Below are 15759 nucleotides of genomic sequence, written 5' to 3'. Positions count from 1 at the left end.
TATTTTGAGAGTATCTTTTTTGCTTGTTTAATTTGATCAGTATTACCATTTTTAAATTTCTAATATTATAATTTTATAATTCAGAATTTTGTAGAAAATCATCGGTCGTATTATTTATAATGAAAGTAAAAAGATGATGAGTTGGTGAAATGATGCAAAAGAAAAAACGTTGGCGTGAATTCTTTGGAACTATTGCAATTGCATGTTTATTGGTGTTTTTGGCGAAAATTTTTGTGTTTTTTCCGACGAATGTAAAAGGAGCATCCATGAGGCCGACGTTGCAAGATGGAGATAAGGTGATTGTTAATAAGCTAGCAAAACAATTTGAAAGCTATGGGAGAGAAGATATTATTGTTATGAAAACAGATAATTTTTATGTCAAAAGAGTGATTGGATTACCTGGAGATATAATTGAGATGAGAAATGATCAATTATATGTAAATTCTGAAGTGAAAGATGAAGAGTATTTGGATAGTAATAAAAAACAAGCAGAAAAAAAACTTATGAATTTAACAGAGGACTTTGGACCAATTACAGTTCCCGAAAATAAGATTTTTGTTATGGGAGATAATCGCTTAATAAGTAAAGATAGTAGAAATGGTTTAGGTTTTATTGATAGAGAAGATGTGTTAGGAAAGTTAGCAGGCATTTATTATCCGTTTGAACATATGAAAATAATAAAGTAAAAAACCAAGCAAATTTTAGTTTGCTTGGTTTTTTTTGTTAAACAGTAGGAGATTCGTTTGATACAAAAATATCTTCATGTTTCTTTGTAGTACTTAAAACGAATTTATGTTGTAGCAATTGTAGTTTAAATAACGCCAAAGGATCATGATATGTTTCTGGATTGCTTCTTAGCGTTGCTAATGTTTGCTCGTCTTCCTTTATCTCAAGTTGAGCTGCATCTACATTTTGTTTCAATATATTAAGTGGATCTTTGAAGAACATCATGATATCACGTTCTAATGCACCTTCAAATACTTCAAATTGAAGGAAGAATTGTTTTGAAATTGTGTGAGCAATTTCTGTATAGTCTTCTGTTTCAATATATTGTTTATATTTGTTGGCGAGCATAGATTGGTTTTTTTGCATATTACCAAATAATTTTCCGGCACTTTTTAAGAAAAACTGTGTCGGTGTAAAGCGTAATAAAATATTGATGTTCGTTACTGTAATTCGATTTGTCATTCGTACAACATCTCGATTCCAATCATCTAATAATTTGAAATCGCAAGGAAGTTTCATACGTTCTTCTTTATATAATTTATTAAACGTTTCACTCATTTCATCTAAATAAGCTTGAGCTTGAATAAATTCATTATGTGCTGTTTCAATCCATTCTTGAATAGACCCAGTAAATTTAGGAAGAAGTACCTGTTGTACATGCTTTTGAACTCGTTCATTCATTGCAGCATTTAATTCTTCATGAACTAATTTGAAATCACTATCTTCTTGAACAAGATCAGAGCAGCTCTGTAATAATTCAGGAATTTGAGAATGTATATCTCGTGTAATTTCTTCTTTCGTTAAAAGATAGGATTCGGTAATAGAACGAATTTTATCTTTTTCAAGAGCAGTAAGGTTATTAATAAATCCAGTAAGTTTCACTGAGATGTGTTTATTCCAGCGTACGGATTTTACTAATGTATTTTCTAATTCCACACGTTCATTTATGAGATAAGCAATGGTCTTTTGCGTAAACCATATTAGCTTTTCTATACGTTCTTTTTCTATATCGCGTTTTGCAAGATTAGAAAGAATAGATTCTGTTACATCTCCAAGTTGCTGGCTACTCTCTTGCGAAGGAGAGTATGGGAAGAATTGTGCATCTGGAAAATGTACTTTAAGTTTACTAATTAGTTTTTCATCAGTAGTCGTATTATTTGTGTGTGATACGAAGTGAATTTGTAAGTTTGGTACTTGTTCACGTAAATAAATTAACGTATCAATTTCTTGACTATGCAATGGTGAAGAAGAATTTAATACGTATACAAGGCTATCTGCTGCTTGTAAGTATTCAAAGTATGCATTGTTTTTATCCAATTGTCCTTGAATAGATGGTGTAATAAGAAATGTAAACTTATTTTTTCTTAAAAACCTACTTGGTAGCTTAATTTCTATACATTTTTTCTCAAGTTCTGACTGAGCAGATGTAGCCGTTATTTGATGGAATTCATCAAGGTTAGGGATATTTCTTATATCTAACTCGGTAAATTCTGTTATTTCAGTTTGACTAGCGTCTTTAAATAGAATAGGAGTTGTTAAAGTTTCAGTTAAGATGTTCTCTCCCAATATTGAATTAACAAATGATGTTTTATCATGGTCACTAGTTCCAGCTATTAGTATTGGTGTGACATTTAAATCACATAGTTCATGGACGAGTAGCGTAAATTGATGACTTAAATCTACATCATTTTTCTCAGCCCATACAGCGATTGTTTCGAATAAATGAGAAACTGTTTCCATATTTACATCTGCTTCAGCTGATGTATTAGAAAGTAAGGATCCAGCACTTTTTACGAGTAATGATTCTAAAGTTGTAGGTGAGACTTCATTCCATGCTAACACTGCTGCAGAGACAACTAGAGAATCTTTTGCTTTCGTTAAACTGAACCAATTTGTTAATAAATTTGGTACAAGTCCGTTTAATTCATGCATAAAATGATTTCCGGTAATTAATGCAAAGTATGTTTCTTGGTAGCGAGTAGAGATTTCATTCCAATCGTCATTATTGTCTGTTTCAATATGCAAGAATAAATGATTAATACTTTGAATCCAAGGAAGGTATAAGGATTCATGTTGATAGCTATTCCAAAGAGCAATAACAAGTTCTTTAAATTGAGCTTGATCAACAGCATATAGAGCTTTTAAAGACTCATAGAAATATTCAGGCTTAATATTTTTTGTAAATCCTTTGTTTATGTAAGTTATTAACGTATCAAACCAGTGTAAAGATTGTGTTCGGATACCTTCTTGAACAGCTAGTTCGATAGCGTTGTTCCAATCTTCTTGTTTTTCATAGAAAGAACGTGCAATTGCAGTAATATTTGGGTAATCCGGTTGGAATGCAACAGCTTCACTAATCGTCTTAAAAGCGAGTCCTAAACGATCTTGTTCGATATAAAGAGAAAGAAGTTGTAAGGAAACCTCCATCGTAAGAGTCGTATCTTCCGTTTGGATAGATTGATAAATTTCTTCTGCCTTTGGTAAGAATCCTAGTTCAAAATAAGCATCTGCAATATTTTTTGTCGCCCAAAGTGCAAGAGCATTATTTACTTTTTCCCATTTAAATATAGCTGCTTCAAAATCTTTATTTTGATAATAAAATTCACCTTGAGCAAATCGAATATTAGAAATGTTGGAGAATTCATTTTTAGATTCATTTATATATGCTTCACCGAGTACTTCCGATGCAGGAGTAGAAGTTTCTTCTGTTAAAAATGTTTTATAGTAAACTTTTTGAATAAATTGATTTTCAATGGTCATGTTCGTTCCCCCCTGTATAATTTAGAAAAATGATGTTGTATGTAAAAGGGTGTATGTTCTTTTAATAGGTAGAAGTTGCATTATATAGACCAAACTATGTTTTTGCTAGATATATCATTTTTCTTGAGAGTTAAACCGTTGCGAAAAGTAACTTTCCTTTATTGTAACAAAAAAACACGCATATGAATTTTTATTTTTTATCGGGTTATTTGCGGGCAATAAGAATCTAATCTCAAAATTGGTGAATGTAAGTGAGTTATGTGGAGTCGGGATGTCTGTAAAAGCAAGATTGGCATAGGTTAATAATTAGTAGAGGATGAACAAAACTCCCACTGAGTAAAGTTTTTCTTTATCTCTGTTAAAGGAAAGAATAGAAGTAGAGTTCATTATAAAAACAATGTATAGTGAATATGTATACCATGTTTGCCTTAAAGATAGAAAGGGTACAATGTGGAATAACGACCGTGCATAGGATGTGTCTTCCGAATGGAACAACATATTGGCGAGTTAATCGCGCATTATGGCTATTTTGGAATTGTTATAGCTTTGGCTGGTGGGATTGTCGGATTACCGATACCAGACGAGTTTTTATTGACCTTTGTTGGTTATAATGTTTCAAAAGGAGTTATGTCAGGAACTGCTGCTTTTTTAAGTGGGCTGGCTGGTGCGATGTTAGGGATCACGTTAAGCTACATATTAGGTTTAAAACTTGGGCTCCCTGTTTTAAAGAAATATGGGCCGAAAATTAGAATTAAAGAACATCACATTGAAAAAACACATATTTTATTTGAAAAATATGGGCCATTTCTTTTAATGATTGGTTATTTTATACCGGGCGTACGTCATTTAACAGCATATTTTGCTGGGGTATCAAATTTGACACTTTGGCGTTTTTGTTTGTACGCTTACGGTGGTGCGCTCATTTGGATAAGTGTTTTTATTGGGCTTGGCTGGAAGTTAGGCGAGAAGTGGCGCTTCGTTGAGTATAGTTTACATCATTATGGAATATGGATTTTATTAATTTCAGCAGTTGTTACATGTTTTGTATGGTTGTACATAAAGAAAAAGAAAAACCGCTAATAGCGGTTTTTTTAGCTGAAAGCAATAAATAATACACCAGCTGTAATAAAGACTACACCAACGCCGGTCATAAAGTTTAACTTTTCACCGAGGATAATCATAGCGAGAATGATAGAAAATACGACGCTTAATTTATCGACAGGAGCTACTTGTGAAACCTTTCCTGTTTTGAGGGCAAGAAAATAAAATAGCCATGAAGAAGCACCTGCAATCCCACTTAATGTGATAAATAGCAGTGCTTTTTTATTTAGCAGTACGTCGCCGATATTTTGAAATTTACCTTGTATGATAATAACGCCTATCATAAATAATGCCATAATAATAGATCGAATTGTTGTTGCAACGTTTGCATCGATGCCGTCTAAACCAAACTTTCCAAAAATCGATACAAGGGCAGCAGCAATTGCTGATAATAGTGCAAATAAGAGCCACGAACTCATAGTAAAATTCCTCCAATCTTACAGTATTATACATGAAAATGATTCTCATGTATAAAGTTGAAGCAATTGAGCTTATAGGAAGCACGACTTCAACTTAACTCCTTGCTCCACCTGAATTTTAAGGTGGGAGTTTTACTGCCTGTAAATAGTGGGCTAAATAGCGAAATAATCCCCACCTTATATTTTTAATAAGGTGGGGATTATTATACTACTCTGCAATTTCCTCATATAAAAAGTACGTTACATTATAAATATGTTCTACTTCATCGTCTGTCATAAACAGTAATTCGTCACGCTCAATCCCTTTTTTCTTTTCAATAAACTCAATCATGTTTTTGCGTTCTTCTCTCTTCATCAATTTTATTTCTCCTCTCAATCTGTTTTAATACAGTTTATTTAAGTTAATGCTATTATATAACAGAATCTTTAGAAAGTTCCACCTATTTTATTGTTTTTTTCAAAAGAACTTTTCGACAAAACAAGCCCACCTAAGGGGGGCTTGTTTTATTTTATAGTCGTAAAAACTCAGGCTCCGTCGTACCGGCACCATCGATGTAATAAATTGTGTCGGGGTTGATTTTTATCAATACGTAATTAGGGTCTTCAGGGCCGAGTAACCAACGTTTTAAGCTATTATTCCAAAACTTGTTTTTTAATGTCGAGTCTTCCTCAATTGAAGCCAATCCTTCAACTTCAATATAATCTTCATCTAATTTTTTCCCTTCTCGTCCGAGTAGTACATGGACATTAGGATTTTGTTCAATATCTGTTATCTTTTTTGATTGTCGATCTGTTGCAACATACAGTACAAAATCTTCATGGAAAAACATCATAAAGGCGCTATGAGGTTTCTCATTTCGTACTGTAGATAATACACCAGTACGTTGACCTTGAATAATAGTTGCGATTTTTTCTTTTAAGTGCATAATTTTAACCCCTTTTCACAATTTATAATTCTGTCTGTTTAAACAAGATAATTTAAATATCTTTCATACTGTTTTCTTCAATCCGATTTTTTAAACGTAATTGTGATGAAATCGGACAAGTTAGGAGAAGAATAATAATAATATTGAGGAGAAATACATACGATGGAAGGATGAAAAACATGTTTAATAAAATATTTCTTATAGTAGCGCTTATAGGTGTACCACTATCTGTACTTGGAAAAACACTTCATTGGCCAGAAACAATTATGTTCGCTGTGTATTGTGTTACGATTATCGCATTAGCTGGTTTTATGGGTAGAGCAACAGAGAGTCTAGCAATTGTTTCTGGTCCTAGAATAGGCGGATTATTAAATGCTACTTTCGGTAATGCTGTTGAACTTATCATTTCAATTTTTGCACTTCAAGCAGGGTTAATTGAAGTGGTGTTAGCTTCTTTAACGGGATCTGTACTTGGAAATTTATTATTAGTAGGAGGGTTATCCTTCTTTGTTGGAGGTCTTAAATACAAAAGACAAAGTTTTAATGTATATGATGCAAGGCATAATTCAGCTTTATTAATATTTGCTGTTGTTGTGGCCTTTGTTATTCCAGAGATCTTTTCAATGAAGATGGACGCTGGCAAGACGTATCAATTAAGTATAGGTGTTTCTATTATTATGATTATCATGTACCTTGCTGCATTACTATTTAAGTTAGTTACGCACCGTGGTGTATATCAACATAAAAGTGACGAAGTAGCGCATGAAGAAGAGCCAGAGTGGTCGAAAGGGAAGGCGCTACTTATTTTAGCGATAGCAACACTAGCGGTAGCTTATGTGTCAGAGGCACTCGTGCATACTTTTGAAACTGTTGCAAAGTCATTTGGCTGGTCAGAGTTATTTATAGGGGTTATTATCGTTGCAATTGTTGGGAATGCAGCGGAACATGCGTCTGCAATTATTATGGCTTATAAAAATAAAGTAAATATTGCAGTTGAAATTGCAATAGGCTCTACATTACAAATCGCCATGTTTGTTGCTCCTGTATTAGTATTACTATCTATGTTCTTCGCGCAAAGGATGCCTTTAGTATTTACCATACCAGAACTTGTGTCTATGATTACAGCCGTTTTCTTAACGATTGCGATTTCCAATGATGGAGATACAAACTGGTTTGAAGGAGGCACTTTACTAGCGGCGTATGTCATTATGGGAATTGGTTTTTATTTATTATGAAAAATAGGCATAACAATTGCGCTCAGAGAAAACAATAAACGAAGTAGTATATATACCTACATAGGAAGGAGCCAGACAGGTGAAACGAGTATACAGCATATGTCTTTCAACTATGGTCTCGTTTATTTTATTATTTCCTAACATGAGTTTTGCAAAGACAACAGTAGGAACAAAAATGCCTTCATCTGTTTTAAATATTTCAAAAGACAATACATTTCCAAATGATGCGCAAGATTTGCCACGTTTACAACCAAGTAAATTTGCTCAAGAGCTATTGAAAACGGCTAATATTAAAATTGAAAATCCAGACTTAATTCGGATGTTTAATGAAACGACAATTTCAAATGCGCCACTTGCAGTAGGGTATCGGGCAAAAATTTATTTAGGTCAATGGGCCTTACATTATGAATCAGTAGACACATCGATTAATTGGGAATATAAACAAGTGAATCGAAATGTGTATGATAATCGCGGAGGAGACCGTTTATATCCACTTCGCTATAAGCAAGAAACACAAAAGACGGTTGAAGGCGATTTAACAGCAGATATGAAAGATGCTGCAGATGTGAAAAAAATGATGCTTCTCAAAGCACTTGAAAAAGTACAATTACCTCTTTCGTTTAAGACAACTATTGGTTATGGTACTGGACATGAGCGTGTGTATAATATTAGTCCGAGTCAACTTGGATATTTATACGCTTATACACCAGCAGTAAATGAAAAGGGAAAAGTAACATTTGGAGAAGTGTATCTTGTATTAAAGGGAAATCAAAAAAGACTTGTTGTGAAAAATATTACTTCTCAAGGAATTGGAGCGGCAATTCCAATTCATGATCATTTGTTTTTTAAATTTATTTCTTCTTCTCACTCGCAATAACATAAAAAACGTCAGCTTATAAGCTGACGTTTTTTTTATAATGTAATGTTTGCTGTTTTTGATAAGAAATCTTCTGTCGGATAGTAGCTGTTTTTTACAAGAACATTTGGTCCAAGACATTTTACTGCAGGACAGTGGCAGCTTAATGATTTTGCTGTTTTTGAAGTGCTCCATTTTTCATACGCTTCTTGTAATGTGTTTGTTTGTATGTTTCCTAGAAGTGGAACATCACCAAAGTCCGTCACAATAATATTTCCATCGAAAATATTTACATTTAAACGAGAACGGCCATCTGGATCATTACGAACAGTTACATTTTTGCTCTCTTGCAATTTTTTAAATGTAGCTATGTCTTTTTCGTCATCGCTACAAGCATAGAAAGGTAACGTTCCAAATAACATCCATACATTTTCATCACGAATTTCTAGTAAATGCTCAATCGCATCACGAATTTCAGCTTTTGTTAAAATCTCTAGATTACTCGCGAAGTCACTTGGATACATTGGATGAACTTCATGACGTTTACAGCCCATCTCTTCGACGATTTGGCGGTGAATATGTTCAATATGTGGTAGAGTTCTTTTGTTTAGCATTGTTTCGGCCGATACAAGTACACCTGCATCTGATAGAGCCTTACTATTTGTAATCATTCTTTCAAATAATTTTGCACGTTGTTCGTAAGTAGGCTTACGCTCCATCATTGCAAATCCGCCTTCAACGAAGTCATCAATTGTTCCCCAGTTATGAGATATATGCAATACGTCTAAATAAGGAATAATCTGTTCGTAACGTGCTAAATCTATAGTTAAGTTAGAGTTGATTTGAGTGCGAACGCCTCGTTCATGGGCATATTTTAAGAGTGGTGTTACATAGTTGTCGACGGATTTTTTTGAAAGCATAGGTTCGCCGCCAGTAATACTTAAAGAACGTAAATGAGGAATCTCATCTAATCGTTTTAATAAAAGATCCATCGGAAGCGGATTTGGGTCTTTCGGCTGTAACGTGTAACCAACAGCGCAATGCTCACAGCGCATGTTGCATAACGTCGTCGTTGTAAATTCAACATTTGTTAATAGTAGTTTGCCGTACTCTTCAAGGTCCATATACGCTTCCCATGGATCGTAAGAAGGAGTAATCGGCTTCATTTTTTGTGATATCGTCATATGAAATACTCCTTTGACTATTGAAATAACAATTTGTCCATTCTCTATAATAGAAGAATATGTGCTTTTTATAAAGTGAAACTTTTTAGCATGGAAAGAGAGAGGGCTTACATTATAGTGGATGACTGTGACAAAATTGATGAAATTTCATGCCCATAGCAATCGTTTTTGCGGTATAATAAAAGCAACTCGAATTAAAAGGAGAGTGCCTTCATGGGAAAAGCAATTCAAGATAAAGATACACAATTAGTATATTTAAAAGAACGTTTAAATATGTTCATTGAAGTAATTGATACAATTGAACCTGAAGAAGTAGAATTAGAAGATGTAGATCGTCTTCTTGCAATGTTAGATGAATTAGAATTAAAATGTGAGCAATTTAAAAAAGACGAATAATATATTAAAAAGGCTACCAATTCCAATTTGGTAGCCTTTTTCTGTTCGGGTAATAGAAGGACGATAGAAAAAGAGGTATAATCAAGTTGTGAAAAATTTCATTTATGCTCTAATAGCGTGAAACAAATAAATAGCTAAAGAGCATAACAATTGAATTTTCAGCTCATAACGTTTTGGTAGCGTTCACAATTGAGGGGGAAGTAACAATGGAAAAGCTTCAAGAAAGCATGTATCAACTAATTGTTGAAACGTCAACGAACTTACCGAAAGATGTTCGTCGTGCGATTCAACAAGCGAAAGAGCGAGAAAATGCAGGGACTCGTTCTGCGATGGCACTTGGCACAATTACAAATAATATTAAAATGGCTGATGATAACATCTCGCCGATTTGCCAAGATACAGGGATGCCAACGTTTAAAATTTATACACCAGTTGGTGTGAATCAATTAAAGTTGAAGGAAGCTATCTATAATGCGCTTGAGCGGGCGACAAAAGATGGTAAACTTCGTCCCAATTCTGTTGATTCTCTTTTTGGAGATAATAGTGGAAATAATTTAGGACCAGGTACACCGGTGATTAAGTTTGAACAATGGGAAAAAGATTATATTGATGCACGTTTAATCCTAAAAGGTGGTGGCTGTGAGAATAAAAATATTCAATATAGCTTACCGTGTGAACTAGAAGGACTTGGACGAGCTGGCCGTGATTTAGAAGGGATTCGTAAATGCCTTCTTCATGCAGTATATCAAGCACAAGGGCAAGGATGTAGCGCTGGTGTAATTGGTGTTGGTATCGGGGGAGACCGCACATCAGGTTATGAATTGGCAAAAAATCAATTATTCCGTACATTAGATGATGTCAATCCAGTACCAGAGTTACAACATCTTGAAGAGTACGTATTAGAAAATGCGAATAAGCTTGGCATTGGTACGATGGGATTTGGCGGAGAAACAACTTTACTTGGTTGTAAAATTGGCGTCTATAATCGTTTGCCAGCTAGTTTCTATGTATCTGTTGCGTATAATTGCTGGGCATATCGTCGCCTTGGTGTGAAAATCCATCCTGAAACAGGAGACATTATGGATTGGCTATATCAAGAAGGTGAAGATACACTTCAGCATGAAATACAAGAAAAAACAGAGCAACGTGAGATTGTATTACAAGCACCAATTACAGAAGAGCAAATTCGTGAACTTCGCGTTGGTGATGTTGTAACAATTAATGGCATGATGTATACAGGTCGTGACGCAATCCATAAGCATTTAATGGATAATGATTGTCCAGTAGATTTAAATGGACAAATTATTTACCACTGTGGTCCAGTTGTTGTGAAAGATGAAAATGACAATTGGCAAATTAAAGCGGCAGGTCCAACGACAAGTATTCGTGAAGAACCGTACCAAGGCGATATTATGAAGAAATTCGGTATTCGCGCTGTCATTGGAAAAGGCGGTATGGGTGCGAAAACATTAGCGGCTTTAGAAGAACACGGCGGTGTATATTTAAACGCAATCGGTGGTGCAGCGCAATATTATGCTGAATGTATTAAAGAAGTGAAAGATGTTGATTTCTTACAATTTGGTATTCCAGAAGCAATGTGGCATTTACGTATCGACGGGTTTAAAGCAGTTGTAACGATGGACTCGCATGGTAATAGCTTACATGCAGATGTTGATAAAACATCACTTGAAAAATTAGCTAGCTTTAAAGAGCCAGTATTTAAGTAAATAAAAAATGCATCTCGAATGATTCGAGATGCATTTTTTTGGTATATATAGAAAAACATGTTCAGCATGAAAGAATGCGTAGCAACAGAAACTACAAGTACGATTATATATGGAAAGGAGACTATTTATGAAATATAAATGGTTATATATCGGTCTCATTTTTTCAATTATGATGGCACTTGTTCCAGTTTCAGCACTGGCTTATACAAATACTCCACATAACTGGGGAATCCCGCGTCCTAAAAATGAAACAGTACCAGATGCAGGAAAGTTATATACAGATTTACTACAAAAAAATGGCGGGTTTTATTTAGGAGATACGAAGAAAAAAGATATTTATTTAACATTTGATAATGGATATGAGAATGGATACACAGGGAAAATATTAGATGTATTAAAAGAGAAAAAAGTACCAGCAACTTTCTTTGTAACGGGGCATTACATTAAAACGCAAAAAGATTTATTGTTAAGAATGAAGGATGAAGGACACATTATTGGAAACCATTCTTGGAGTCATCCTGATTTTACAGCGGTAAATGATGAGAAACTTCGTGAAGAATTAACGAGTGTAACGGAAGAAATTAAAAAAGTAACTGGGCAAAAAGAAGTGAAATATGTACGTCCTCCGCGCGGTGTATTTAGTGAAAGAACGTTAGCTCTTACGAAAGAAATGGGCTATTATAATGTATTTTGGTCACTTGCATTTTTGGATTGGAAAGTGGATCAGCAAAGAGGATGGCAATATGCGCATAATAATGTTATGACGATGATTCATCCAGGATCTATTTTATTACTTCATGCAATATCAAAAGATAATGCAGAAGCACTTGCGAAAATCATTGATGATTTGCGCGAGAAAGGGTATCATTTTAAAAGTCTAGATGACTTAGTAAAAGGCAATCAACCGTAAGCATGTATGCTTACGGTTTTCTCATGCTATAATGATGTGTAAAAAGGATGGGGAAACGTATGTGGAGCGAACATGTTACGTTAGAGTATCCGTATCATTTTGAAGAAGTATTAAAACGTTTATCTTTTGATCCTCTTAACGTCATTCAATTAGATGAGAAAGTTATTTATATCCCGCTTTGTATAGACGAGGAACAGGTTATTGTTCGCTTACAAGGGATTGGTACTGTTCAAAATCCACAGTTTTGGATTTCTAGTCAGACAGGAGATCCAGAGAAAGTCATGAAACGAATGAGGGCCATTTTTCATTGGAATGAACCGTTTCAAGATATACAAAATCATTTTTTAAACACATCATTACGTCCACTATTTGAAACATATGCTTATACTCCAATTATTTTAGAATTTGATTATTTTGCTTGTCTGCTTCGCTGTATCATTCACCAACAAATAAATTTGAAATTTGCTACTGTGTTAACAGAACAATTTGTGAAACGGTATGGAACAGAGAAGAACGGTGTATTCTTTTTCCCCACTCCGGAAATAGTAGCAAATATTTCAATAGAAGAATTGAGAGAGCAGAAGTTTAGTCAGCGAAAGGCTGAATATATAGTAGGATTAGGTCGAAGTATTGTCAGTGGTACATTAAATTTAGCGAGTATAGAAAATGGGACGGAAGAAGACATTTCAGCACAATTGTTGCCAATTAGGGGAATTGGTGCATGGACAGTGCAAAACTTTTTAATGTTTGGGCTTGGACGGAAAAATATGTTCCCGAAAGCGGACATTGGGATTCAGCGTGCAGTGCAAGGTATATTTCAATTAGATGATAAACCTGATGATGCATTTTTAGAAAAAGTGAAACAAGAGTGTGAACCATACTGCAGTTATGCAGCGTTATATTTATGGAAAAGTATAGAGTAGAGGTGTAATAATGATACAAAAGCAACATGAGAGTAAGTTGGAAGTTGGTCAAACGTTTCCTGTGACAATTAAACGTCTTGGGATTAACGGAGAAGGCGTTGGTTATTTTAAGAGACAAGTTGTTTTTATTCCAGGGGCATTACCAGGAGAAGAAGTTGTTGCAGAAACAACGAAAATTCAGCGTGGCTTCGCTGAAGCGAAAGTGAAAAAAGTTCGTAAAGCTTCACCGCATCGTGTGAAAGCACCGTGTCCAGTATATGAGGAGTGTGGCGGTTGTCAGCTGCAACATTTAGATTATAAAGAACAATTGAATCAAAAGCGTGATATCGTTGTACAAGCATTTGAGAAGTACATGAAAAATAGTATGGAAGAGAAAATTCGCCCAACGCTTGGCATGGAAAATCCATGGCATTATCGTAATAAGAGTCAATTACAAGTGGGGCGTAAAGACGAAAAGGTTATTACAGGGCTGTATAAACAAAACTCACATCAGTTAATTGATATCGCTCACTGTATGATTCAACATAAAGCAACGAATGAAGCGACAAAAGTTGTAAGACGTATTTTAGAAAAATTAAATGTTTCTATTTACAATGAGAAAAAACAAAAAGGTTTAGTACGCACAATTGTAACACGTACTGCAGTTCAAACAGGGGAAGTACAAGTTACACTTATTACAACAAAAGAAGAATTACCAAATAAAGAACAATTTATTGCAGAAGTACAAAAACAGATGCCAGCGGTTAAATCAATTATGCAAAATGTAAACTGGCGTAAAACATCTGTTATTTTTGGCGACAAAACATTTAAATTAGCTGGAAAAGAAGTCATTCAAGAAACACTTGGCGATTTATCATTTGAATTATCAGCACGTGCATTCTTCCAGTTGAATCCAGAGCAAACAGTTGTTTTGTATAATGAAGCGAAAAAAGCAGCTGCGTTAACAGGAAACGAGAAGATTGTGGATGCGTACTGTGGTGTTGGTACAATCGGTCTTTGGCTTGCAAATGATGCAGCGGAAGTACGTGGTATGGATGTAATTCCAGAAGCAATTGCAGATGCAAGAAAAAATGCAAAGCGTCACGGATTTACAAATACGAAATATGAAGCAGGTAAAGCTGAACAATGGTTACCGAAATGGGTAAAAGAAGGATGGCGTCCAGATGTAATTGTTGTCGACCCACCACGTACAGGTTGCGATGATAAATTACTGGAAACAATTTTAAAAGTGAAGCCGAAACAAGTTGTGTACGTGTCTTGTAATCCTTCTTCATTAGCACGTGATGTACAAGCATTAATGAAGAGCTATGAAGTGGAGTATGTGCAACCAGTTGATATGTTCCCGCATACTGCGCATGTTGAGAATGTAGTTAGATTAAATTTGAAATAAGAAGGATTAAAAATGTTGATGTGGTTAACTACATCAACATTTTTTGTTATGTTAGTAGATAAATCACGTTACGTAATCAATATCCATACTTTCTGTATGGATTATATGAAATTATTTGCTGCACTCAAAAAAAATTTGTAAAAATATACAGTGTTCAGATTGTATAGACCACTCTGTATTAATAAATTACAATATGGATGTAACATAGCAAATTTGCTATAGAAAATAAGCTAAAAGGGAGAAGATTTATGAAAAAATGGTTGGCATTATTTGTTTTTGGGATGGTTTCTTTATTTGCAACTTCTGCACATGCGGAATCATATGAAACAACAAAAACATTAAAAGTATATGAAAGTCGTAGTTTTAATTCGCCTGTGAAAAAAGAACTGCAGCCAGGAGAAAGGGTTTATGTTACAAATCAACATCCTAGTGGATGGTGGAAGATAAGTGGTGGATTTATCGCACCAGAGGGCGCTAAAGTAGAAATTAATCGAACTTTTGAAGCTTTTGATTGGATTAATATGGACAGTGCGAAGTACGTATTTAGTCCTCAAACTGTTATTGCACGTGATGGTACACTAAGAGGTGAAATTTTGATTGATACATATTTGGGGCAGAAGTGGACAAGTGTAAATGGAATGCCACAAATAATGAAGCAGAATTTTGCAGCATACAGTAGCCCTGAAGCTAAAAATCCAGATGCTTGGTTCGCTCCACAAACGGTTAATATTTTGCAGACAAAAGAAAACGGTTGGTCTTTAATTAATACGTATTTAGGGCCAAAGTGGATTGTTCGTTATCCACACGTGGAACATATTAATCGTGATTTTTATGCATACAATGAACCTAAGTACATGCATCATGGTGTGAAATTCTCAGCCCAATCTGTAAGAGTACTTCAACAAGGAGAAAATGGTTGGAAGAAAATTAAGGCTGAGGTTGGAGAAAAATGGATTGCGCCACAAGGGTCTTATTACCATGTCCCAAATGTGTTTACAGCATTTGATCAACCTTTCGGTAGAGCAATCGGCACTTTTGCACCACAAACGGTATTTGTAGTTGAAGAATCTACAACATCATTTGGTTGGTTAAAAATTAGAACATACTTAGGAGATTCCTGGATTCGAACGAATCGTAATTAGTAAATAGATTACTTTATTCCTTTTAGAATGAAGTAACAATATGTTATAGTTCCCTCATATGGAA

The 15759-nt window shown here is 34.7% G+C and carries 15 protein-coding genes; 10 read left to right on the top strand and 5 right to left on the bottom strand.

The window, feature by feature from the left end; translation table 11 throughout:
- Positions 1 to 149 precede the first annotated feature (149 nt).
- A complete protein-coding gene (gene lepB / locus DN401_RS08980) occupies positions 150 to 686 on the top strand; it encodes a signal peptidase I (RefSeq protein WP_000983303.1) in 537 nt (178 codons plus the stop codon).
- Between the two features lie 37 nt (positions 687 to 723).
- On the opposite strand, the gene DN401_RS08975 is transcribed toward lepB, so the two are convergent.
- A complete protein-coding gene (locus DN401_RS08975; protein ID WP_000151418.1) occupies positions 724 to 3486 on the bottom strand; it encodes a tetratricopeptide repeat protein in 2763 nt (920 codons plus the stop codon).
- Between the two features lie 486 nt (positions 3487 to 3972).
- Between DN401_RS08975 and DN401_RS08970 the strand changes: the two genes are divergently transcribed.
- The gene (locus DN401_RS08970; protein ID WP_000434872.1) at positions 3973 to 4566 is read left to right on the top strand and encodes a DedA family protein; all 594 of its coding nucleotides are present in this window, start codon (positions 3973 to 3975) and stop codon (positions 4564 to 4566) included.
- An 11-nt stretch (positions 4567 to 4577) separates the two neighbouring features.
- Here DN401_RS08970 and DN401_RS08965 read toward each other — a convergent pair whose 3' ends face one another.
- From DN401_RS08965 to DN401_RS08955, 3 genes are all read right to left on the bottom strand, one after another.
- Positions 4578 to 5006: an EamA family transporter gene (locus DN401_RS08965; RefSeq protein ID WP_000100295.1), complete on the bottom strand. Its 429-nt coding sequence runs from the start codon at positions 5004 to 5006 to the stop codon at positions 4578 to 4580.
- 208 nt (positions 5007 to 5214) lie between these two features.
- Positions 5215 to 5361: a BH0509 family protein gene (locus tag DN401_RS08960; RefSeq protein WP_000817786.1), complete on the bottom strand. Its 147-nt coding sequence runs from the start codon at positions 5359 to 5361 to the stop codon at positions 5215 to 5217.
- Between the two features lie 154 nt (positions 5362 to 5515).
- Complete coding sequence (locus tag DN401_RS08955) at positions 5516 to 5932, bottom strand: pyridoxamine 5'-phosphate oxidase family protein (RefSeq protein ID WP_000550220.1); 417 nt, start codon at positions 5930 to 5932, stop codon at positions 5516 to 5518.
- A 179-nt stretch (positions 5933 to 6111) separates the two neighbouring features.
- Here DN401_RS08955 and cax point away from each other — a divergent pair, with 179 nt between their 5' ends.
- Together cax and DN401_RS08945 are read left to right on the top strand one after the other, a co-directional pair.
- Entirely contained in the window at positions 6112 to 7167 is a 1056-nt protein-coding gene (gene cax / locus DN401_RS08950; protein WP_000482137.1) for a calcium/proton exchanger, read from the top strand.
- Positions 7168 to 7246: 79 nt separating this feature from the next.
- Complete coding sequence (locus DN401_RS08945; RefSeq protein WP_002083605.1) at positions 7247 to 8044, top strand: YfkD famly protein; 798 nt, start codon at positions 7247 to 7249, stop codon at positions 8042 to 8044.
- 35 nt (positions 8045 to 8079) lie between these two features.
- Here the strand turns inward: DN401_RS08945 and yfkAB are convergent, their stop codons facing one another.
- On the bottom strand, positions 8080 to 9207 hold the full coding sequence (gene yfkAB, locus DN401_RS08940; protein ID WP_000156016.1) for a radical SAM/CxCxxxxC motif protein YfkAB: 1128 nt from the start codon (positions 9205 to 9207) through the stop codon (positions 8080 to 8082).
- A 213-nt stretch (positions 9208 to 9420) separates the two neighbouring features.
- Between yfkAB and DN401_RS08935 the strand changes: the two genes are divergently transcribed.
- From DN401_RS08935 to DN401_RS08905, 6 genes are all read left to right on the top strand, one after another.
- The gene (locus tag DN401_RS08935; protein WP_000513558.1) at positions 9421 to 9603 is read left to right on the top strand and encodes an SE1561 family protein; all 183 of its coding nucleotides are present in this window, start codon (positions 9421 to 9423) and stop codon (positions 9601 to 9603) included.
- A gap of 206 nt (positions 9604 to 9809) precedes the next feature.
- Positions 9810 to 11330: a class I fumarate hydratase gene (gene fumA / locus DN401_RS08930; protein WP_149287662.1), complete on the top strand. Its 1521-nt coding sequence runs from the start codon at positions 9810 to 9812 to the stop codon at positions 11328 to 11330.
- Positions 11331 to 11457: 127 nt separating this feature from the next.
- Positions 11458 to 12240 (top strand): delta-lactam-biosynthetic de-N-acetylase, encoded by a 783-nt coding sequence (pdaA, locus tag DN401_RS08925; protein WP_000875956.1) that lies wholly within the window; start codon positions 11458 to 11460, stop codon positions 12238 to 12240.
- A 59-nt stretch (positions 12241 to 12299) separates the two neighbouring features.
- On the top strand, positions 12300 to 13163 hold the full coding sequence (locus DN401_RS08920) for a DNA-3-methyladenine glycosylase family protein (RefSeq protein WP_149287661.1): 864 nt from the start codon (positions 12300 to 12302) through the stop codon (positions 13161 to 13163).
- A gap of 10 nt (positions 13164 to 13173) precedes the next feature.
- Positions 13174 to 14553 (top strand): 23S rRNA (uracil(1939)-C(5))-methyltransferase RlmD, encoded by a 1380-nt coding sequence (gene rlmD, locus DN401_RS08915; RefSeq protein WP_000615207.1) that lies wholly within the window; start codon positions 13174 to 13176, stop codon positions 14551 to 14553.
- 248 nt (positions 14554 to 14801) lie between these two features.
- The gene (locus DN401_RS08905) at positions 14802 to 15695 is read left to right on the top strand and encodes an S-layer protein (RefSeq protein WP_000758930.1); all 894 of its coding nucleotides are present in this window, start codon (positions 14802 to 14804) and stop codon (positions 15693 to 15695) included.
- Positions 15696 to 15759 lie beyond the last annotated feature (64 nt).

This window comes from Bacillus sp. BF2-3 (assembly GCF_008368795.1).
Lineage (GTDB): Bacteria > Bacillota > Bacilli > Bacillales > Bacillaceae_G > Bacillus_A > Bacillus_A cereus.
Note: the sequence above shows the minus strand (reverse complement) of the source record. Positions and strands in the feature narration are given on the sequence as shown.

Coding starts and splice junctions, on each gene's coding strand:
- DN401_RS08975 (WP_000151418.1), bottom strand. CDS start 3,486: ATGACCATTGAAAATCAATTTATTCAAAAAGTTTACTATAAAACATTT.
- DN401_RS08920 (WP_149287661.1), top strand. CDS start 12,300: ATGTGGAGCGAACATGTTACGTTAGAGTATCCGTATCATTTTGAAGAA.
- lepB (WP_000983303.1), top strand. CDS start 150: ATGATGCAAAAGAAAAAACGTTGGCGTGAATTCTTTGGAACTATTGCA.
- yfkAB (WP_000156016.1), bottom strand. CDS start 9,207: ATGACGATATCACAAAAAATGAAGCCGATTACTCCTTCTTACGATCCA.
- pdaA (WP_000875956.1), top strand. CDS start 11,458: ATGAAATATAAATGGTTATATATCGGTCTCATTTTTTCAATTATGATG.
- DN401_RS08935 (WP_000513558.1), top strand. CDS start 9,421: ATGGGAAAAGCAATTCAAGATAAAGATACACAATTAGTATATTTAAAA.
- rlmD (WP_000615207.1), top strand. CDS start 13,174: ATGATACAAAAGCAACATGAGAGTAAGTTGGAAGTTGGTCAAACGTTT.
- DN401_RS08960 (WP_000817786.1), bottom strand. CDS start 5,361: ATGAAGAGAGAAGAACGCAAAAACATGATTGAGTTTATTGAAAAGAAA.
- DN401_RS08955 (WP_000550220.1), bottom strand. CDS start 5,932: ATGCACTTAAAAGAAAAAATCGCAACTATTATTCAAGGTCAACGTACT.
- DN401_RS08970 (WP_000434872.1), top strand. CDS start 3,973: ATGGAACAACATATTGGCGAGTTAATCGCGCATTATGGCTATTTTGGA.
- fumA (WP_149287662.1), top strand. CDS start 9,810: ATGGAAAAGCTTCAAGAAAGCATGTATCAACTAATTGTTGAAACGTCA.
- cax (WP_000482137.1), top strand. CDS start 6,112: ATGTTTAATAAAATATTTCTTATAGTAGCGCTTATAGGTGTACCACTA.
- DN401_RS08965 (WP_000100295.1), bottom strand. CDS start 5,006: ATGAGTTCGTGGCTCTTATTTGCACTATTATCAGCAATTGCTGCTGCC.
- DN401_RS08905 (WP_000758930.1), top strand. CDS start 14,802: ATGAAAAAATGGTTGGCATTATTTGTTTTTGGGATGGTTTCTTTATTT.